At 40.4% G+C, this 19,336-nt stretch carries 33 protein-coding genes; all 33 read left to right on the plus strand.

All coding sequences use genetic code 11. The features are described 5' to 3' along the window. The first annotated feature begins 20 nt into the window (after nt 1-20). The 33 genes from rpsG (at nt 21) to rplQ (ending at nt 19,323) form a co-directional block, all read left to right on the plus strand. The gene (gene rpsG / locus J7E67_RS24935) at nt 21-491 is read left to right on the plus strand and encodes a 30S ribosomal protein S7 (protein WP_098933842.1); all 471 of its coding nucleotides are present in this window, start codon (nt 21-23) and stop codon (nt 489-491) included. A 48-nt stretch (nt 492-539) separates the two neighbouring features. Beyond that, nucleotides 540-2,618, plus strand: coding sequence for an elongation factor G (gene fusA, locus J7E67_RS24940; RefSeq protein ID WP_214716671.1), 2,079 nt, complete (start codon nt 540-542; stop codon nt 2,616-2,618). A gap of 130 nt (nt 2,619-2,748) precedes the next feature. Continuing rightward, complete coding sequence (tuf, locus tag J7E67_RS24945) at nt 2,749-3,936, plus strand: elongation factor Tu (protein WP_088084983.1); 1,188 nt, start codon at nt 2,749-2,751, stop codon at nt 3,934-3,936. Nucleotides 3,937-4,504: 568 nt separating this feature from the next. Beyond that, entirely contained in the window at nt 4,505-4,813 is a 309-nt protein-coding gene (gene rpsJ / locus J7E67_RS24950; protein ID WP_066094693.1) for a 30S ribosomal protein S10, read from the plus strand. 39 nt (nt 4,814-4,852) lie between these two features. Further along, on the plus strand, nt 4,853-5,479 hold the full coding sequence (gene rplC, locus J7E67_RS24955) for a 50S ribosomal protein L3 (protein ID WP_098933839.1): 627 nt from the start codon (nt 4,853-4,855) through the stop codon (nt 5,477-5,479). 29 nt (nt 5,480-5,508) lie between these two features. Next, nucleotides 5,509-6,132 carry a 50S ribosomal protein L4 gene (gene rplD, locus J7E67_RS24960; protein WP_168241503.1) on the plus strand — a complete coding sequence of 208 codons (624 nt, stop codon included), beginning with the start codon at nt 5,509-5,511 and terminating at the stop codon, nt 6,130-6,132. Beyond that, complete coding sequence (gene rplW / locus J7E67_RS24965; protein WP_174523456.1) at nt 6,129-6,416, plus strand: 50S ribosomal protein L23; 288 nt, start codon at nt 6,129-6,131, stop codon at nt 6,414-6,416. The genes rplD and rplW overlap by 4 nt, the downstream gene beginning before the upstream one ends. A 29-nt stretch (nt 6,417-6,445) precedes the next feature. After that, the gene (gene rplB, locus J7E67_RS24970) at nt 6,446-7,276 is read left to right on the plus strand and encodes a 50S ribosomal protein L2 (protein ID WP_088084986.1); all 831 of its coding nucleotides are present in this window, start codon (nt 6,446-6,448) and stop codon (nt 7,274-7,276) included. Nucleotides 7,277-7,336: 60 nt separating this feature from the next. Then, nucleotides 7,337-7,615, plus strand: coding sequence for a 30S ribosomal protein S19 (rpsS, locus tag J7E67_RS24975; protein WP_026565526.1), 279 nt, complete (start codon nt 7,337-7,339; stop codon nt 7,613-7,615). Between the two features lie 17 nt (nt 7,616-7,632). Continuing rightward, entirely contained in the window at nt 7,633-7,974 is a 342-nt protein-coding gene (rplV, locus tag J7E67_RS24980) for a 50S ribosomal protein L22 (RefSeq protein WP_088084987.1), read from the plus strand. Between the two features lie 3 nt (nt 7,975-7,977). After that, nucleotides 7,978-8,634 (plus strand): 30S ribosomal protein S3, encoded by a 657-nt coding sequence (gene rpsC / locus J7E67_RS24985; protein WP_214716672.1) that lies wholly within the window; start codon nt 7,978-7,980, stop codon nt 8,632-8,634. A 2-nt stretch (nt 8,635-8,636) separates the two neighbouring features. Then, nucleotides 8,637-9,071, plus strand: coding sequence for a 50S ribosomal protein L16 (rplP, locus tag J7E67_RS24990; protein ID WP_026565529.1), 435 nt, complete (start codon nt 8,637-8,639; stop codon nt 9,069-9,071). After that, a complete protein-coding gene (gene rpmC, locus J7E67_RS24995; protein WP_007085282.1) occupies nt 9,061-9,261 on the plus strand; it encodes a 50S ribosomal protein L29 in 201 nt (66 codons plus the stop codon). The genes rplP and rpmC overlap by 11 nt, the downstream gene beginning before the upstream one ends. Before the next feature lie 22 nt (nt 9,262-9,283). Beyond that, the gene (gene rpsQ, locus J7E67_RS25000) at nt 9,284-9,547 is read left to right on the plus strand and encodes a 30S ribosomal protein S17 (RefSeq protein WP_088084990.1); all 264 of its coding nucleotides are present in this window, start codon (nt 9,284-9,286) and stop codon (nt 9,545-9,547) included. Between the two features lie 40 nt (nt 9,548-9,587). Next, on the plus strand, nt 9,588-9,956 hold the full coding sequence (gene rplN, locus J7E67_RS25005) for a 50S ribosomal protein L14 (protein ID WP_026565532.1): 369 nt from the start codon (nt 9,588-9,590) through the stop codon (nt 9,954-9,956). A gap of 35 nt (nt 9,957-9,991) precedes the next feature. Next, the gene (rplX, locus tag J7E67_RS25010; protein WP_168245868.1) at nt 9,992-10,300 is read left to right on the plus strand and encodes a 50S ribosomal protein L24; all 309 of its coding nucleotides are present in this window, start codon (nt 9,992-9,994) and stop codon (nt 10,298-10,300) included. Nucleotides 10,301-10,328: 28 nt separating this feature from the next. Next, nucleotides 10,329-10,868 (plus strand): 50S ribosomal protein L5, encoded by a 540-nt coding sequence (gene rplE, locus J7E67_RS25015; protein WP_088084992.1) that lies wholly within the window; start codon nt 10,329-10,331, stop codon nt 10,866-10,868. A 24-nt stretch (nt 10,869-10,892) separates the two neighbouring features. Beyond that, complete coding sequence (locus J7E67_RS25020; RefSeq protein WP_034676107.1) at nt 10,893-11,078, plus strand: type Z 30S ribosomal protein S14; 186 nt, start codon at nt 10,893-10,895, stop codon at nt 11,076-11,078. A 29-nt stretch (nt 11,079-11,107) separates the two neighbouring features. Next, a complete protein-coding gene (rpsH, locus tag J7E67_RS25025; RefSeq protein WP_168241507.1) occupies nt 11,108-11,506 on the plus strand; it encodes a 30S ribosomal protein S8 in 399 nt (132 codons plus the stop codon). A gap of 31 nt (nt 11,507-11,537) precedes the next feature. After that, nucleotides 11,538-12,074: a 50S ribosomal protein L6 gene (gene rplF / locus J7E67_RS25030; RefSeq protein ID WP_088084994.1), complete on the plus strand. Its 537-nt coding sequence runs from the start codon at nt 11,538-11,540 to the stop codon at nt 12,072-12,074. A gap of 32 nt (nt 12,075-12,106) precedes the next feature. Beyond that, the gene (gene rplR, locus J7E67_RS25035; protein WP_088084995.1) at nt 12,107-12,469 is read left to right on the plus strand and encodes a 50S ribosomal protein L18; all 363 of its coding nucleotides are present in this window, start codon (nt 12,107-12,109) and stop codon (nt 12,467-12,469) included. A 24-nt stretch (nt 12,470-12,493) separates the two neighbouring features. Further along, the gene (rpsE, locus tag J7E67_RS25040; RefSeq protein ID WP_088084996.1) at nt 12,494-13,006 is read left to right on the plus strand and encodes a 30S ribosomal protein S5; all 513 of its coding nucleotides are present in this window, start codon (nt 12,494-12,496) and stop codon (nt 13,004-13,006) included. A 1-nt stretch (nt 13,007) separates the two neighbouring features. Continuing rightward, nucleotides 13,008-13,190 (plus strand): 50S ribosomal protein L30, encoded by a 183-nt coding sequence (gene rpmD, locus J7E67_RS25045; RefSeq protein ID WP_088084997.1) that lies wholly within the window; start codon nt 13,008-13,010, stop codon nt 13,188-13,190. A 32-nt stretch (nt 13,191-13,222) separates the two neighbouring features. Then, entirely contained in the window at nt 13,223-13,663 is a 441-nt protein-coding gene (gene rplO, locus J7E67_RS25050; RefSeq protein ID WP_168241509.1) for a 50S ribosomal protein L15, read from the plus strand. Further along, the gene (gene secY / locus J7E67_RS25055) at nt 13,663-14,958 is read left to right on the plus strand and encodes a preprotein translocase subunit SecY (protein ID WP_214716673.1); all 1,296 of its coding nucleotides are present in this window, start codon (nt 13,663-13,665) and stop codon (nt 14,956-14,958) included. The genes rplO and secY overlap by 1 nt, the downstream gene beginning before the upstream one ends. A 57-nt stretch (nt 14,959-15,015) precedes the next feature. After that, a complete protein-coding gene (locus J7E67_RS25060) occupies nt 15,016-15,663 on the plus strand; it encodes an adenylate kinase (RefSeq protein ID WP_214716674.1) in 648 nt (215 codons plus the stop codon). Further along, nucleotides 15,663-16,409, plus strand: a complete 747-nt coding sequence (gene map, locus J7E67_RS25065; RefSeq protein ID WP_214716675.1) for a type I methionyl aminopeptidase — start codon at nt 15,663-15,665, stop codon at nt 16,407-16,409. The genes J7E67_RS25060 and map overlap by 1 nt, the downstream gene beginning before the upstream one ends. A 193-nt stretch (nt 16,410-16,602) precedes the next feature. Then, nucleotides 16,603-16,821: a translation initiation factor IF-1 gene (gene infA / locus J7E67_RS25070; RefSeq protein ID WP_007085268.1), complete on the plus strand. Its 219-nt coding sequence runs from the start codon at nt 16,603-16,605 to the stop codon at nt 16,819-16,821. 38 nt (nt 16,822-16,859) lie between these two features. Continuing rightward, nucleotides 16,860-16,973: a 50S ribosomal protein L36 gene (gene rpmJ, locus J7E67_RS25075; protein WP_000868344.1), complete on the plus strand. Its 114-nt coding sequence runs from the start codon at nt 16,860-16,862 to the stop codon at nt 16,971-16,973. A gap of 24 nt (nt 16,974-16,997) precedes the next feature. Beyond that, nucleotides 16,998-17,363, plus strand: a complete 366-nt coding sequence (gene rpsM / locus J7E67_RS25080; RefSeq protein ID WP_214716676.1) for a 30S ribosomal protein S13 — start codon at nt 16,998-17,000, stop codon at nt 17,361-17,363. Nucleotides 17,364-17,385: 22 nt separating this feature from the next. Continuing rightward, nucleotides 17,386-17,775: a 30S ribosomal protein S11 gene (rpsK, locus tag J7E67_RS25085; RefSeq protein WP_075689916.1), complete on the plus strand. Its 390-nt coding sequence runs from the start codon at nt 17,386-17,388 to the stop codon at nt 17,773-17,775. 176 nt (nt 17,776-17,951) lie between these two features. After that, a complete protein-coding gene (locus tag J7E67_RS25090) occupies nt 17,952-18,896 on the plus strand; it encodes a DNA-directed RNA polymerase subunit alpha (protein ID WP_214716677.1) in 945 nt (314 codons plus the stop codon). A gap of 64 nt (nt 18,897-18,960) precedes the next feature. After that, entirely contained in the window at nt 18,961-19,323 is a 363-nt protein-coding gene (rplQ, locus tag J7E67_RS25095) for a 50S ribosomal protein L17 (protein ID WP_088085003.1), read from the plus strand. Nucleotides 19,324-19,336 lie beyond the last annotated feature (13 nt).

Consider the following 19,336-nt stretch of genomic DNA (forward strand, 5'->3'; position numbering starts at 1 on the left):
CTTTGAAAGGAGGAAATATAATGCCACGTAAAGGTCCTGTAGCAAAAAGAGACGTGTTACCAGATCCACTTTATAACTCTAAATTAGTTACTCGTTTAATCAACAAAATGATGGTTGACGGTAAAAGAGGTAAGTCACAAGAAATTCTTTACTCAGCGTTCGATACAATTCGCGAACGTACTGGCAAAGAGCCGATGGAAGTTTTTGAAGCAGCTCTTAAAAACATCATGCCTGTACTTGAAGTAAAAGCTCGCCGTGTAGGTGGTGCTAACTACCAAGTTCCAGTTGAGGTGCGTCCTGACCGCCGTTCAACTCTAGGTCTTCGTTGGTTAGTGAATTATTCACGTAACCGTGGAGAAAAAACGATGGAAGAGCGTTTAGCTAATGAAATCATGGATGCAGCAAACAACACAGGTGCATCTGTTAAAAAGCGTGAAGATACACACAAAATGGCAGAAGCAAACAAAGCGTTTGCTCACTATCGTTGGTAATCTAACCTTCAATATAAAAACTTTCAAACTAGGAAGGAGAAAGACCCAATGGCAAGAGAGTTCTCCTTAGCAAACACTCGTAATATCGGTATCATGGCTCACATTGATGCCGGTAAAACGACTACCACTGAGCGTGTTCTTTATTACACTGGTCGTATCCATAAGATTGGTGAAACACATGAAGGTGCATCTCAGATGGACTGGATGGAGCAAGAACAAGAACGCGGAATTACAATCACTTCCGCTGCAACAACAGCACAATGGCATGGCCATCGTGTAAACATTATCGATACACCAGGACACGTAGACTTCACCATCGAAGTTGAACGTTCACTTCGTGTACTCGATGGTGCGGTAGCTGTACTAGATGCACAATCAGGTGTTGAACCGCAAACTGAAACAGTTTGGCGTCAAGCAACCACTTACGGTGTACCACGTGTAGTTTTTGTTAACAAGATGGACAAAATCGGAGCAGATTTCTTATATTCTGTAAAGACATTACATGAACGTCTTGGTGCAAATGCACATCCGGTACAATTACCTATCGGCGCTGAAGATCAGTTTGAAGCAATCATTGACCTTGTGGAAATGAATGCTGTATTCTACGCAGACGACTTAGGTGAAAACATTGAAGTACGTGAAATTCCTGAAGAATATCGTGCTCAAGCTGATGAATACCGTGAAAAGTTAGTTGAAGCTGTGGCAGAGTTAGATGAAGAATTAATGGAAAAATACCTTGGTGGCGAAGAAATCACTAAAGAAGAGCTAAAAGCAGCGATTCGTAAAGGTACTGTTAATGTTGAATTCTACCCAGTCATTTGCGGGTCAGCTTTCAAAAACAAGGGTGTTCAGTTAATGCTTGATGCAGTAATTGATTATCTTCCATCTCCATTAGATGTACCAGCTATTAAGGGTACTCTACCAGATACGGATGAAGAAATTGAGCGTCACTCAAGTGACGAAGAGCCATTCTCTGCACTTGCATTTAAAGTTATGACTGATCCTTATGTTGGTAAATTAACATTCTTCCGTGTTTACTCTGGTACTTTAGAGTCTGGATCATATGTTCAAAACTCGACTAAAGGCAAGCGTGAGCGTGTTGGACGTATCCTACAAATGCATGCAAACAGCCGTCAGGAAATTTCAAAAGTTTATGCTGGAGATATTGCTGCTGCTGTTGGTTTGAAAGATACGACTACTGGTGATACACTTTGTGATGACAAAAACCTTGTTATCCTTGAGTCAATGGTATTCCCAGAGCCTGTAATCCAACTTTCAGTTGAACCAAAATCAAAAGCAGACCAAGATAAAATGTCTAATGCACTGCAAAAACTACAAGAAGAAGACCCATCTTTCCGTGCACATACTGACCAGGAAACTGGACAAACCATTATTGCTGGTATGGGTGAACTTCACCTAGATATTATCGTTGACCGTATGCGTCGTGAATTTAAGGTTGAAGCTAATGTAGGTGCTCCGCAGGTTGCATATCGTGAAACTTTCCGTTCTTCTGCATCAGTTGAAGGCAAGTTCGCACGTCAATCTGGTGGACGTGGACAGTATGGACACGTTTGGATTGAATTCTCACCTAATGATGAAGGTAAAGGATTCGAGTTTGTAAACGGTATTGTTGGTGGTGTTGTTCCTCGTGAATACATCCCTGCAGTACAAGCTGGTCTTGAAGATTCACTTGATCGCGGTGTTCTTGCTGGATATCCTTTAGTGGATATTAAAGCAAGACTATTTGATGGATCATACCATGATGTTGACTCATCTGAAATGGCTTTTAAAATTGCTGCTTCAATGGCATTAAAAAATGCTGCTTCTAAATGTAGTCCAGTAATACTTGAACCTATCATGAAGGTTGAAGTTATTATCCCTGAAGAATATTTAGGTGATATCATGGGGCAAATCACAGCCCGTCGTGGTCGTGTTGAAGGAATGGACGCACGAGGTAACGCTCAAGTAGTTCGTTCAATGGTTCCGCTATCTGAAATGTTTGGTTATGCTACATCTCTTCGTTCAAGTACACAAGGTCGTGGAGTATTCTCTATGCACTTTGATCACTATGAAGAAGTACCAAAATCAATTTCGGAAGAAATTATTAAAAAAAGTAAAGGTGAATAATTGATTTTCACCTTTTGATAAAGTATAACTACAATTGTAAGCAGTGGAAGCCGTGAATTTGGGCAACCCTATTCACGGCTTACATAAAAAACTAAACTTAAATTTTTATAATTTAGAGGAGGATTTCCTAATGGGTAAAGCTAAATTCGACCGTTCAAAGCCACACGTTAACATTGGTACAATCGGACACGTTGACCATGGTAAAACAACTTTAACAGCTGCAATCACTTCTGTTCTTGCTAAATCAGGTAAAGCAGAAGCACGTGCATACGATCAAATCGATGGTGCACCAGAAGAAAAAGAACGTGGTATCACAATCTCTACTGCACACGTAGAATATGAAACAGATGCTCGTCACTATGCACACGTAGACTGCCCAGGACACGCTGACTATGTTAAAAACATGATCACTGGTGCTGCGCAAATGGACGGCGGTATCCTAGTTGTATCTGCAACTGACGGCCCAATGCCACAAACTCGTGAACACATCCTTCTTTCACGTCAAGTAGGTGTACCATACCTTGTTGTATTCATGAACAAGTGTGACATGGTTGACGATGAAGAGCTTCTTGAATTAGTAGAAATGGAAATTCGTGATCTATTATCAGAATACGACTTCCCTGGCGATGACACTCCAGTTATCAAAGGTTCTGCACTTAAAGCATTAGAAGGCGAAGCTGCGTGGGAAGAAAAAATCAATGAACTTATGACTGCGGTTGATGAGTGGATTCCAACACCAACTCGTGACACTGACAAACCTTTCATGATGCCAGTTGAGGATGTATTCTCAATCACTGGTCGTGGAACAGTTGCTACTGGACGTGTTGAGCGTGGAGTAGTTAAAGTTGGGGATGTAGTTGAAATCGTAGGTTTCACTGAAGAGCCAAAATCTACTACTGTAACAGGTGTAGAAATGTTCCGTAAGCTTCTTGATTTCGCTGAAGCTGGTGACAACATCGGTGCCCTTCTTCGTGGTGTAGCACGTGAAGATATCGAACGTGGTCAAGTATTGGCTAAACCAAAGTCAATCACTCCACACACAAAGTTCAAAGCACAAGTTTATGTATTATCAAAAGAAGAAGGTGGACGTCACACTCCATTCTTCTCAAACTACCGTCCACAATTCTATTTCCGTACTTCTGATATTACAGGTATCTGTATGCTTCCAGAAGGTACTGAAATGGTTATGCCTGGCGACCACATCGAAATGACTGTTGAACTTATCGCTCCAATCGCTATCGAAGAAGGAACTAAGTTCTCTATTCGTGAAGGTGGACGTACAGTAGGTTCAGGTTCAATCACTACAATCACTGAGTAATTAGAAACTGCAGCTCCTTTGGTGCTGAGTGGATAATTATTAAACATATAAAGAGCAGATGGATGACGATCCATCTGCTTTTTTTGTTGTTTTAAAAAGGGTTTTAGATCGAGTTTCTTCTATATAAATATATGAACTTTCTTAATTGTCTAGCTTCAGCTCCCAGCGGCTAGTGGACTTCGCTCTTCTCCCTACGATAAGTCAACATCGAATCGCTAACGCACTTCGTGTTTCCTTTATCTCAGTCGAAGCGCTCCAGTCCATACGCCGCTAAACGGTCGCTTCCGCTTTTCTAATTAGGATATTTCTGGAGATTGATAATAATAGTTGATAAAGTGTATATCAGCCGCTATAATAGGAAAAGTGTTCGAAACAGAAGCATAAAAAAAAATCGTAATAAGTGTTGCGTTTGTTTTATGTTTTATGTATAATAGACAATGTTGGTCTTTGACTGCGATGATGTGGAAGGTTGCTGACACACCCGGCCGCTTTGCCATGGCGAGTGTGTGAGGGAAATTTTCACTGAGAATGTCTATTTAGAAAATAGGCGAATAAAGGAGGGAAAATAATGGCAAAACAAAAAATTCGTATCCGTTTAAAAGCGTATGATCACAGAATCCTTGATCAATCTGCAGAAAAAATCGTTGAAACAGCAAAACGTTCTGGTGCGGCTGTATCTGGTCCAATTCCGCTACCGACTGAAAAAACTATTTACACGATTCTGCGTGCGGTTCATAAGTACAAAGATTCACGTGAGCAATTCGAACAACGGACACATAAGCGTCTAATCGACATCGTTAACCCAACTCCACAAACAGTTGATGCGTTAATGCGTTTAGATTTACCATCTGGTGTTGATATCGAAATTAAACTTTAATCAAAATAAATGATAAATAATCTAGGAGGTGTGACTTAAATGACCAAAGGAATCTTAGGAAGAAAGATTGGTATGACTCAAGTATTTGCTAGTAACGGTAACTTAATTCCAGTAACTGTAGTTGAGGTAGCTCCAAACGTAGTTCTTCAAAAGAAATCAGTTGACAGCGATGGATATGTTGCAGTTCAAGTTGGTTTTGAAGATAAACGTGAAAAGTTAGCTAACAAACCAGAAAAAGGCCATGTTGCTAAAGCAAACACTGCTCCTAAGCGCTTCGTTCGCGAATTCCGCGGAGATGACTTAGCAAGCTATGAAGTTGGTCAAGAAGTCAAGGTTGATATTTTCGCTGCTGGCGATATCGTAGATGTAACAGGAATCTCAAAGGGTAAAGGTTTCCAAGGTGTAATTAAGCGCCACGGACAATCACGCGGCCCAATGGCTCACGGTTCACGTTACCACCGTCGTCCTGGTTCAATGGGACCAGTTGCTCCAAACCGCGTATTCAAAGGTAAATTATTACCTGGCCGTATGGGTGGAGAACAAATCACTGTACAAAATCTTGAAATCGTAAAGGTTGATACAGAGCGTAACTTACTTTTAATCAAAGGTAATGTACCTGGCGCTAAAAAAGCTTTATTAAAAATTAAAGGTGCGATTAAAGCATAGTCACTTTTTAAGAAAGGAGGAACAAAGGAATGCCTAAAGTAGCATTATTAAACCAAACTGGATCACAAGTTGGTGATATCGAACTTAATGATTCTGTATTTGGTATTGAGCCTAACCAGCACGTATTATTTGAAGCAATTGTTATGCAAAGAGCTTCATTACGTCAAGGAACTCATAAAACTAAAATTCGTTCTGAAGTACGCGGCGGTGGTCGTAAGCCATGGCGTCAAAAAGGAACTGGACGCGCTCGTCAAGGGTCAATCCGTTCTCCACAATGGCGCGGAGGTGGTACTGTATTCGGTCCAACACCACGCAGCTACAGCTATAAATTACCGAAAAAGGTTCGTCGTTTAGCAATCAAATCTGCGCTTTCTTCTAAAGTGTTAGAAGAAAACATTTTAGTGTTAGATATCTTAGCTATCGATACTCCGAAAACGAAAGATTTCAAAACAGTATTAAACGGTCTTTCTGTTGAGAAAAAAGCATTAATCGTTACAGCTGACCTTGATGAAAATGTAGCACTTTCTGCTCGTAACATTCCTGGTATCACAGTAGTAACAGCAGATGGAATTAACGTATTAGATGTTGTTAATCATGAGAAGTTAATCATGACTAAAGCAGCGGTTGAAAAAGTAGAGGAGGTGCTTGCATAATGGATGCACGCGATATCATTAAGCGCCCCGTTATCACTGAACGTACTACTGACCTAATGGCTGAAAAGAAATATACATTTGAAGTTGATGTGAGAGCTAACAAAACACAAGTTAAAGATGCAATCGAAGAAATCTTTAGCGTTGATGTTGAGAAAGTAAACATCATGAACTACAAAGGTAAATTTAAGCGTATGGGAAAATTCGGTGGTTACACAAATAAACGTCGTAAAGCAATTGTAAAATTAACTACTGATAGCAAAGAAATCGAATTCTTTGAAGCATAAGAACCTATCAAGAAGAGGAGGGAAAAAAAATGGCGATTAAAAAGTACAAACCTACCTCCAATGGTCGTCGCGGAATGACTACTTCTGATTTCGCAGAAATCACAACTAGCACTCCAGAAAAATCTCTATTAGCACCTGTAAAGAGAAAAGGCGGCCGTAATAACCAAGGTAAGTTAACTGTTCGTCATCAAGGTGGCGGTCATAAACGTCAATACCGTTTAATTGACTTTAAACGTAACAAAGATGGCATACCTGGACGCGTTGCTACGATCGAATACGATCCAAACCGTTCTGCAAATATCGCGTTAATCAACTATGTGGATGGAGAAAAGCGTTATATCTTAGCTCCTAAAAACCTAGTAGTTGGATTGGAAGTAATGTCTGGCCCTGAGGCTGATATTAAAGTGGGTAACGCACTTCCACTAACAAACATTCCTGTTGGTACAGTAGTACACAACATCGAGTTAAAACCAGGAAAAGGCGGCCAGTTAGTTCGTTCTGCTGGAACAAGCGCACAAGTACTTGGTAAAGAAGGAAAATACGTACTAGTACGTTTAAATTCTGGTGAAGTTCGTATGATTCTTGCTGAATGCCGTGCAACAATCGGTCAAGTAGGTAACGAACAACACGAATTAATTAACATTGGTAAAGCAGGACGTAATCGTTGGTTAGGCAAGCGCCCAACTGTACGTGGATCTGTTATGAACCCTAACGATCACCCACACGGTGGTGGTGAAGGACGTTCACCAATCGGACGTAAGTCACCAATGTCTCCATGGGGTAAACCAACTCTTGGTTACAAAACTCGTAAAAAGAAAAACAAATCAGATAAGTTTATCGTACGTCGTCGTAAAAAATAACGTGATTATCCTACGGTTCAAAGAAAGAACCGTAGAACAGTCACGAAGGGAGGTTCCTTCATGGGTCGCAGCTTAAAAAAAGGACCATTTGTTGATGATCATTTAATGGTTAAGGTAGAAAAGTTGAACGAGACTGAAAGCAAACAAGTTATTAAAACTTGGTCACGCCGTTCTACAATCTTCCCACAATTTATTGGCCACACTATCGCTGTATATGATGGTCGCAAACACGTGCCTGTATATGTTACTGAAGACATGGTAGGACACAAGCTTGGAGAATTTGCTCCAACTCGTGCTTACAAGGGCCATGGTAATGATGACAAGAAAACAAGACGTTAAGAGAGGAGGGCATCCAAATGCAAGCTAAAGCTGTTGCAAGAACAGTTCGTATTGCTCCTCGTAAAGCACGTTTAGTCGTAGATTTAATTCGAGGAAAGCAAATTGGTGAAGCTGTGGCGATTTTAAATCTCACACCTAAGGCTGCTTCTCCAATTGTTGAAAAAGTATTAAAATCAGCTATGGCAAACGCTGAGCACAACTATGAGATGGACGTTAACAACCTAGTTGTTGCACAAGCATTTGTTGACGAAGGACCAACGTTGAAACGTTTCCGTCCTCGCGCAATGGGCCGTGCAAGCCAGATCTTAAAGCGCACTAGCCACATCACAATCGTATTATCAGAAAAGAAGGAGGGATAAGCTGTGGGTCAAAAAGTAAATCCTGTCGGTTTGCGTATTGGAATCATCCGTGATTGGGAATCTAAATGGTACGCAGGCAAAGACTTCGCTACTCTTTTACACGAAGACCTTAAAATTCGTGAATACATCACGAAGCGTTTAAAAGATGCTTCTGTTTCCAAAGTAGAAATCGAACGTGCTGCAAACCGTGTAAACGTAACAGTGCATACAGCTAAGCCTGGTATGGTTATTGGTAAAGGCGGTACGGAAGTTGAAGCACTTCGTAAAGCACTAAATCAATTAACTGGCAAACGTGTTCACATCAATATCCTTGAAATCAAGAGAGCTGACCTTGATGCGAAACTTGTTGCTGAAAATATTGCTCGTCAATTAGAAAACCGTGTATCTTTCCGTCGTGCACAAAAGCAAGCTATTCAACGTGCTATGCGTGCTGGTTCGAAAGGTATTAAAACACAAGTATCTGGTCGTCTTGGCGGTGCAGATATCGCTCGTGCTGAACATTACAGCGAAGGAACTGTTCCACTTCATACACTTCGTGCAGATATCGACTATGCTACTGCAGAAGCCGATACTACTTATGGTAAGCTAGGCGTAAAAGTATGGATCTATAAGGGAGAAGTCCTTCCTACTAAGAAGAAAAATGCGGAAGGAGGCAAATAATCATGTTATTGCCAAAACGCGTAAAATATCGCCGTCAACACCGTGGTAACATGCGTGGTAACGCAAAAGGCGGTACTGAAGTAACATTCGGTGAATTCGGCCTACAAGCATTAGAAGCTTCATGGATCACGAATCGCCAAATCGAAGCAGCACGTATTGCGATGACACGTTACATGAAACGTGGCGGTAAAGTTTGGATTAAAATCTTCCCACACAAGCCTTACACTGCTAAACCTCTAGAAGTACGGATGGGTTCCGGTAAAGGTGCACCTGAAGGCTGGGTAGCTGTTGTTAAGCCTGGAAAAATCATGTTCGAAATTGCTGGCGTTTCTGAAGAGATCGCTCGTGAAGCACTTCGACTTGCAATGCACAAACTTCCTGTTAAGTGTAAGTTTGTTAAACGAGAAGAAATTGGTGGTGAATCAAATGAAAGCTAATGAACTTCGTGACCTAACCACTGCTGAAATTGAACAAAAAGTAAAATCTTTAAAAGAAGAACTTTTCAACCTTCGCTTTCAATTGGCGACAGGACAACTTGAAAACACTGCTCGCATTCGTGAAGTACGCAAAGCGATTGCTCGTATGAAAACAGTTGTTCGTGAAAGAGAAATCAGCGTTAACAAGTGATTATTGAAGGGAGGTTCACACAATGAGTGAACGTAACCAACGTAAAGTTTACACAGGACGCGTTGTTTCTGACAAGATGGATAAAACAGTAACGGTTCTTGTTGAAACACAAAAAAAGCATCCTTTATATGGTAAACGCGTTAAGTACTCTAAAAAGTATAAAGCTCATGATGAGCAAAACGAAGCAAAAATCGGCGATGTAGTACGTATCATGGAAACTCGTCCGCTTTCAGCTACTAAGCGTTTCCGTTTAGTTGAAGTTGTAGAAAAAGCAGTTATTATTTAATTGTTCGGATTAAGCTTCATTCCGAAGGGAGGTTACACACATGATTCAACAAGAATCACGTTTAAAAGTTGCTGACAACTCTGGTGCTCGTGAGGTACTAACGATTAAAGTTCTTGGTGGTTCAGGTCGCAAGTTTGCTGGTATTGGTGATGTTATCGTCTGTACAGTAAAACAAGCAACACCAGGTGGCGTTGTTAAAAAAGGTGACGTTGTTAAAGCAGTTATTGTTCGTACAAAGAGCGGTGCTCGTCGACCTGACGGTTCATACATTCGTTTTGATGAAAACGCATGTGTAATTATCAAAGATGATAAGAGCCCACGCGGTACTCGTATCTTCGGACCAGTTGCCCGTGAACTTCGCGACAACAACTTTATGAAAATCGTTTCTCTAGCTCCAGAAGTACTATAATTTAAATTCAAATGCCTTTAAGGAGGTGCTTAATGATGCATGTGAAAAAAGGTGACAACGTAAGAGTCATCTCTGGAAAGGATAAAGGCAAAACAGGAGTAGTCCTTGCTGCTTATCCTAAAGATAGCCGTGTACTAGTAGAAGGTGTGAACATTGCAAAGAAACACTCAAAACCTTCTCAAGTGAATCCACAAGGCGGTATCATCAGCTTTGAGGCTCCAATTCATGTATCGAACGTAATGCCTATCGATCCTAAGTCTGGTAACCCGACTCGTGTAGGTTCCACTACGGTAGATGGCAAAAAAGTACGCGTAGCAAAATCCGGTGAAATTTTAGATAAATAGTTCAAAATTAAGAAGGGAGGTACAATAAGTGAACCGCCTAAAAGAAAAATTTGTTAAAGAAGTTACTCCTGCTCTTATGAGCAAGTTCAACTATAAATCAGTTATGGAAGTTCCTAAACTTGATAAAATCGTCGTGAATATGGGCGTTGGTGACGCAGTTGCAAATGCAAAGGCACTTGATAATGCAGTTGAAGAACTTTCAACGATCACAGGTCAAAAACCAGTCGTGACACGTGCGAAAAAATCTATCGCTGGCTTCCGCCTTCGTGAAGGTATGCCAATCGGTGCAAAAGTTACACTTCGCGGTGAGCGCATGTACGAATTCTTGGATAAATTAGTTTCTGTTTCTTTACCTCGTGTACGTGACTTCCGTGGTATTTCTAAAAAAGCATTCGACGGTCGCGGTAACTATACATTGGGAATTAAAGAACAATTAATTTTCCCTGAAATTGATTACGATAAAGTAAGCAAGGTTCGTGGTATGGATATCGTTATCGTAACGACTGCTAAAACTGATGAAGAATCTCGTGAACTTTTAACTCAATTTGGAATGCCATTCCAAAAGTAATCGTTAAATAATGGAGGCGAAAACGTGGCTAAAAAGTCAATGATTGCGAAACAAAAGCGCACGCCTAAATATGCAGTACAAGAGTATACACGCTGCGAACGTTGTGGCCGTCCACACTCTGTATACCGTAAATTTAAGCTTTGTCGTATTTGTTTCCGCGAATTAGCGTACAAAGGACAAATTCCTGGTGTTAAAAAAGCTAGCTGGTAAAACCCAAGTCTGGGAAGGAGGTAAAAATAATGGTCATGACAGATCCAATTGCTGATATGCTTACTCGCATTCGTAATGCGAATATGGTGCGTCACGAAAAGTTAGAAGTGCCTGCTTCTAATATGAAAAAAGAAATTGCTGAAATTTTAAAGCGCGAAGGTTTCGTACGTGACGTCGAATTTATCGAAGACAACAAACAAGGTATCATCCGTATCTTCCTAAAATACGGTGCTAGTAATGAACGTGTTATTACTGGTCTTAAGCGCATAAGCAAGCCTGGACTTAGAGTTTACGCAAAATCAACTGAGGTACCACGCGTTCTTAACGGTCTTGGTATCGCATTAGTATCAACATCACAAGGTGTTATTACAGATAAAGAAGCTCGTGCAAAACAAGTCGGCGGAGAAGTATTAGCTTACGTTTGGTAATTGAGCTTTTGAATGAATGGAGGTGCACTAAATGTCTCGCGTAGGAAAAAAACCAATTGTTATTCCAGCAGGAGTTACAGTTACTTTAAATAATAGTACTGCTACAGTTAAAGGACCTAAAGGTGAACTTACTCGTACTTTCCATCCTGATATTACTATCAACGTGGAAGAGAATCTTGTAACAATCACTCGTCCTTCTGATGTAAAAGAACACCGCGCATTACACGGAACTACTCGTGCCGTGCTTGCGAACATGATTGAAGGTGTATCCACTGGCTTCACTAGAGGCTTAGAGTTAATCGGGGTTGGTTATCGTGCTCAAAAGCAAGGTACCAAGCTTGTATTAAACGTTGGATACTCTCATCCAGTTGAGATCGAACCTGAAGAGGGCCTTGAAATCGAGGTGCCTGCTAATACAAAAATCGTTATCAAAGGTACTGACAAAGAACGTGTTGGTGCATTAGCAGCGAATATTCGCGGAGTTCGTCCTCCTGAGCCTTATAAAGGTAAAGGAATTCGTTACGAAGGTGAATTTGTTCGTCGTAAAGAAGGTAAAACTGGTAAGTAATGCCTCATAGGTAAACGAAAGGAGTGACGTAAATGATTACGAAGCTTGATAAAAACGCTACTCGCAAGAAAAGACATGCTCGTGTTCGTGCGAAACTTAGCGGAACTTCAGCTCGTCCACGTCTAAATGTGTTTCGTTCTAACAAACATATTTATGCTCAAATAATTGATGACATTAATGGAGTAACTTTAGCAAGTGCTTCTACTTTAGATAAAGACTTTACTTTAGAATCAACTAATAATGTTGAAGCTGCTAAAATGATCGGTGAGTTAGTTGCTAAACGTGCGGTAGAAAAAGGTATCACTTCTATTGTCTTTGATCGTGGCGGATACCTATACCATGGACGTATTCAAGTATTAGCTGATGCTGCCCGTGAAAACGGCTTACAATTCTAAAAGACAAAGGAGGGACACAAAAAGATGCGTCGTATTGATCCAAACAAACTTGAACTAGAAGAACGCGTAGTCACGGTTAACCGTGTTGCGAAAGTTGTTAAAGGTGGACGTCGTTTCCGCTTCACAGCCCTTGTTGTTGTAGGCGACAAAAACGGTCACGTTGGTTTCGGTACTGGTAAAGCTCAAGAAGTACCTGATGCTATTCGTAAAGCCATCGAAGATGCAAAGAAAAACTTAATAGAAGTAGCTATGGTTGGAACAACCATTCCTCACCAAGTAATCGGACGTTTTGGTGCTGGTGAAATTCTTCTAAAACCTGCTTCAGAAGGTACAGGAGTTATCGCTGGTGGACCAGTTCGTGCTGTACTAGAGTTAGGCGGAGTAGCTGATATCCTTTCTAAGTCATTAGGAACAAATACTCCTATTAACATGGTTCGTGCAACAATTGATGGTTTAAAACAATTAAAACGTGCTGAAGACGTAGCTAAACTACGTGGTAAATCAGTAGAAGAACTGTTAGGATACGGGGGGAAATAAAATGGCGAATAAACTATTAGTTACCCTCACTCGCAGCGTAATTGGCCGTCCTGGCGATCAACGTGAAACAGTTAAAGCTTTAGGATTACGTAAATTGAATCAAACGGTTGAGCATCAAGATAACGCTGCTATTCGCGGTATGATTACCAAAGTTGCTCACCTTGTAACAGTTAAAGAACAATAATTTATTGTTTTCTTTCATAAGGAGGTGCCAATATGAAACTTCATGAACTAAAACCTGCTGAGGGTTCTCGTAAAGATCGTAAGCGTCTAGGACGCGGTATCGGTTCTGGTCAAGGAAAAACTGCCGGTAAAGGTCATAAAGGTCAAAACGCTCGTTCGGGTGGCGGTGTACGTCTAGGTTTTGAAGGTGGTCAAACACCTTTATACCGTCGTTTACCAAAACGCGGATTTACAAACTTCAGCCGTAAGGAATATGCAGTTGTAAATCTTGATGCTTTAAACCGCTTTGCTGAAGGTACAGAAGTTACTCCAGAACTTCTTATCGAATCAGGTGTAGTAAGTAACGAAAAAGCAGGAATCAAAATTCTTGCAAAAGGGAACGTAGAGAAAAAGTTGACTGTCAAAGCTCACAAATTCTCCTCTGCTGCTAAGGAAGCGATCGAAGCTGCTGGTGGAAACACTGAGGTGATCTAATGTTCCAGACAATCTCCAATTTTATGCGCGTGGGTGAGATAAGACAGAAGATCATATTCACCCTTTTAATGTTAGTCGTATTTCGATTAGGTACATTTATCCCAGTACCCAATGTAAATGCAGATGTACTTGCAAATCAAGATAAGCTTAGTGTTTTCGGTATTTTAAATACTTTTGGCGGTGGAGCTTTAAAACAATTCTCCATCTTTGCAATGGGGATTATGCCATATATTACTGCTTCGATCATTATACAGCTCCTGCAAATGGATGTTGTTCCTAAATTTACGGAATGGTCTAAGCAAGGGGAATCAGGTCGTCGTAAGATTGCTCAAATCACCCGATATTTCACAATAGTGCTTGGTTTTATCCAAGCATTAGGTATGTCCTATGGCTTTAATAATTTAGCCAGCGGTCAATTGATTGAAAATCCTGGAATTGCTACGTATCTTCTTATTGCAGTTGTCTTAACTGCAGGTACAGCATTTTTAATGTGGTTAGGGGAGCAAATTACTGAAAAAGGTGTTGGTAATGGAATTTCCATTATCATCTTTGCCGGTATCGTTGCTGGAATGCCATCAACTATTAATCAAATTTATGTACAGCAATTTGAGAATGCAGGAGAGGCATTATTCTTACGTATTGTTACTGTAGTTTTAATAGCACTTGCTGTTGTGGCAATTGTAGTTGGAGTTATTTTTATCCAACAAGCAAATCGTAAGATACCTATTCAATATGCTAAACGTGTGGTTGCTGGACGTAATCCTGTTGGAGGACAATCCACCCACATGCCATTAAAAGTTAATGCGGCGGGTGTAATTCCTGTAATCTTTGCGGTTTCATTCATTGTAACACCAAGAACGGTCGCATCATTTTTCCCAACTAATGATGTAACACTTTGGATTACAAAAGTATTTGATTATTCTCATCCAATCGGGATGACGTTATATGCTGCGTTAATTATCGCGTTTACTTATTTCTATGCATTTATCCAAGTTAACCCTGAACAAGCAGCGGAAAACTTGCAAAAGCAAAGCGGCTATATTCCAGGGATCCGTCCAGGAAAGAGTACGCAAGAATACTTAACACGCGTCTTATATCGTTTAACTTTCGTTGGTGCACTCTTCCTAGCAGTGATTGCTGTATTGCCTATGTTATTTATTAATTTAGCCAATCTGCCGCAATCGGCTCAAATTGGTGGAACAAGTTTGCTAATCGTTGTCGGTGTAGCATTAGATACGATGAAACAACTTGAAGCACAATTAGTTAAACGTCACTATAAAGGGTTTATAAAGTAAAGGTTTTGGGGGCCACTGCTCCCTAAAACCAATTTATAGCACGAGGGGGGAACACGTGTGAATTTAGTATTAATGGGGCTTCCAGGTGCCGGAAAAGGTACTCAAGCTGAAAGAATCGTCGAAAATTACGGCATCCCTCATATCTCTACTGGAGATATGTTCCGTGCAGCGATGAAAGAAGGAACAGAACTAGGTTTACAAGCGAAATCATTCATGGATAAGGGCGAACTTGTTCCTGATGAAGTAACAATCGGAATTGTTCGTGAACGATTAAGCAAGGAAGATTGTCAAAAAGGATTCCTTTTAGATGGCTTTCCTAGAACTGTACCTCAAGCAGAGGCGTTGGAAAATCTTTTAGTTGATTTAAATAAAAAAATTAACTATGTAATTAATATTAATGTGGATAAGGATTTATTAATGGAACGTTTGACAGGGCGTCGTATTTGTAAAGAATGTGGTTCTACGTATCATTTAGTTTTTAATCCTCCAAAACAAGAGGACGTATGCGATCGTTGCGGCGGTGAGTTATACCAAAGAGCGGATGATAATGTAGAAACTGTTCAAAATCGTTTAGACGTAAATATCAAACAACAAGAACCATTATTAACTTTTTATGAAACAAAAGGTTATCTTCGCACGATTGATGGTCAGCAGGATATTAACAAGGTATTCGCTGATATCGAGCAATTACTTGGGGGCTTATAATGATCATTTGCAAAACCCCTAGGGAAATTGAAATCATGCGCGCGGCCGGGCGGATTGTGGCCCTTACCCACCAAGAGTTACAAAAACATGTAGCTCCTGGGATTACCACAAAGGAATTAGACATGATTGCTGAAGAATTTATTCTCTCACAAGATGCATTTCCTTCGTTTAAAGGGTATAATGGTTTTCGCGGCAGCATTTGTACAAGTGTGAACGAAGAACTTGTTCATGGAATTCCTGGTAATCGTGTTCTCAATGAAGGAGACATTATTAGCATCGATATCGGTGCTAAGTATGAAGGTTATCATGGTGATTCAGCTTGGACCTATGCTGTAGGAGAGATTGATGATAATTCCCAGCATTTGCTGAAGGTAACAGAGGAATCTCTTTATCTAGGCATAAACGAAGCAAAACCGGGCGAGCGACTCTCGAACATCTCCCATGCGATTCAAACGTATGTGGAAGCAAATGGCTTTTCTATTGTACGCGAGTATGTAGGACACGGAGTAGGGCAAGACTTACATGAGGAACCTCATATTCCACATTTTGGTCCACCAAACAATGGTCCGCGTCTTATGCCTGGAATGGTACTTGCTATTGAACCGATGGTAAATGCCGGAAGCCGATATGTGAGAACATTGACTGACAATTGGACAGTTGTAACTGTTGACGGCAGGCGTTGTGCGCATTTCGAGCATACGGTTGCGATCACTGATGCAGGATTTGAAATCCTAACCAAATTATAAGTTTTGTGTGGATTTCAATAGTTGTTATCAATTCTGATCCGTTTTTAGGTAATTTGTAATATTTACTGAGGACAGAATGCTGCTCAATATGTTAGAATTGAAAGGTTGCAGGACGACATACGAGCGAATAGCTTTGCTTGCTCTACCTAGTTTGAATAAACGCAATCCTGAAAATAGAAGGGAGACGAGATCGATGGCCAAGGATGATGTAATTGAAATTGAAGGTAAAGTCATTGAAACATTGCCAAATGCAATGTTTAAGGTAGAATTAGAAAACGGTCATACCGTGCTAGCGCATGTTTCTGGTAAAATACGAATGCATTTCATTCGGATCCTTCCGGGTGACAAAGTGACTGTTGAGCTTTCTCCATATGACTTAACACGCGGAAGAATTACTTACCGCTTTAAATAATGCTTGCACTCCGTACTACTAAGGAGGTTAGGATAATAATGAAAGTAAGACCATCTGTTAAACCGATCTGCGAAAAATGTAAAGTTATCCGTAGACGCGGAAAAGTTATGGTTATCTGTGAAAACCCTAAACATAAACAAAAACAAGGTTAATTTTGAAGGAGGTGCGCATTTTCTATGGCACGTATTGCTGGTGTAGATATTCCACGTGAAAAACGTGTAGTTATCTCTTTAACTTACATTTATGGAATTGGTAAAAATACTGCACAAAAAGTACTAGCAGAAGCTGGTGTTTCTGTAGATACACGTGTACGTGATTTAACAGAAGACGAATTAAACAAAATCCGTGACATCATCGACAAATTAAAAGTTGAAGGTGACCTTCGCCGTGAAATTTCTCTTAACATTAAGCGTTTAATGGAAATCGGCTGCTACCGCGGATTACGTCATCGTCGTGGTTTACCAGTTCGTGGACAAAATACGAAAAACAACGCTCGTACACGCAAAGGTCCTCGTAAGACTGTAGCGAACAAGAAGAAGTAATCGGTAAAGGAGGTTAATTTAAATGGCACGTAAAACGAATACACGTAAACGTCGTGTTAAAAAGAATATTGAAGCTGGTATCGCTCATATCCGTTCAACATTTAACAATACGATTGTAACAATTACTGATGTACATGGTAATGCAATTTCATGGTCAAGTGCTGGTGCTCTTGGATTTAGAGGTTCTCGTAAATCTACACCATTTGCTGCACAAATGGCGGCTGAAACAGCAGCTAAGACTTCCATTGAACATGGTATGAAAACTTTAGAAGTTACTGTTAAAGGACCTGGTGCAGGACGTGAAGCTGCAATCCGTGCTCTTCAAGCTGCTGGTCTAGAAGTAACTGCAATTAAAGACGTTACACCTGTTCCTCATAATGGATGCCGTCCACCAAAACGTCGTCGTGTTTAATTTTTCTGTATAGATTTTGTATCATGCGTCTATAATGGGATATGATACTAATTTTTTGCACTCTTACAGAAGATTTATTCCAGTTGTTGTGCACAAAACGGGAACGTATACATGGGGACTTTTAATTAGCAAATATGCTGATTTAGAGTTTCGACGTTTTGAAGGAGGGTTATTTGATGATCGAAATAGAAAAACCAAAAATCGAAACGATTGAGATCAACGATGATGCTAAGTATGGCAAATTCATCGTAGAGCCACTTGAGCGTGGATATGGTACCACTTTGGGTAACTCCTTACGTCGTATCCTATTATCTTCACTCCCAGGTGCCGCGGTTACATCGATTCAAATCGATGGGGTACTTCATGAGTTCTCAACAATTGAAGGCGTCGTAGAGGATGTAACATCCATCATTTTAAACATTAAAAAATTAGCTTTAAAAATCTACTCTGATGAAGAGAAGACGCTTGAGTTTGATGTACAAGGTGAGGGTCCAGTTTTAGCTGGCAATATTACTCATGATAGTGATGTTGAGGTTTTAAATCCTGAGCTTCATATTGCAACATTAGCTGCAAATGGTCATCTTCGCATGCGTTTGTCTGCTAGACGTGGACGTGGATATACACCGGCTGTTCAAAACAAAAGAGAAGATCAACCGATAGGTGTTATTCCAATTGATTCTATTTTCACGCCAGTTTCTCGCGTACAATTTCAAGTAGAAAACACACGTGTTGGTCAAATGTCTAATTTCGACAAGCTCACACTTGATGTTTGGACAGATGGAAGCACTGGGCCAAAAGAAGCGATCGCTCTTGGATCCAAAATTTTGACCGAGCATTTGAATATCTTCGTTGGTTTAACTGATGAAGCTCAAAATGCTGAAATCATGATTGAAAAAGAAGAAGACCAAAAAGAAAAAGTCCTTGAAATGACTATTGAAGAACTAGATCTTTCTGTTCGTTCTTATAATTGCTTAAAGCGTGCTGGAATCAACACTGTTCAGGAATTAGCGAATAAGACTGAAGAAGATATGATGAAAGTTCGTAACTTAGGCCGTAAATCACTTGAAGAAGTGAAGGCAAAACTAGAAGAGCTTGGATTAGGCTTGCGTAAAGACGACTGATTTGTATATCGTAATACACATGCGTTAATCCGTTTAATGACTTCAACAAAGGAGGGAACCCTTCATGGCATACAGAAAGTTAGGACGCACAAGTGCACAGCGTAAAGCTATGCTACGTGATTTAACTACAGATTTAATTATCAATGAGCGCATTGAAACAACAGAAACTCGTGCGAAGGAAATTCGTGTGACTGTTGAAAAAATGATCACTTTAGGTAAACGTGGTGATTTACACGCTCGTCGTCAAGCTGCTTCATATGTTCGTAACGAAGTTGCTGATGCTGAAAATAATACAAGTGCAGTACAAAAACTTTTCGCTGATATCGCTCCGCGTTATCAAGAGCGTCAAGGTGGATACACTCGTATTATGAAACTTGGACCACGCCGCGGTGACGGTGCACCAATGGTTATTATCGAGTTAGTTTAATATATCTTTAACA

This window comes from Bacillus sp. ISL-46, from assembly GCF_018613205.1.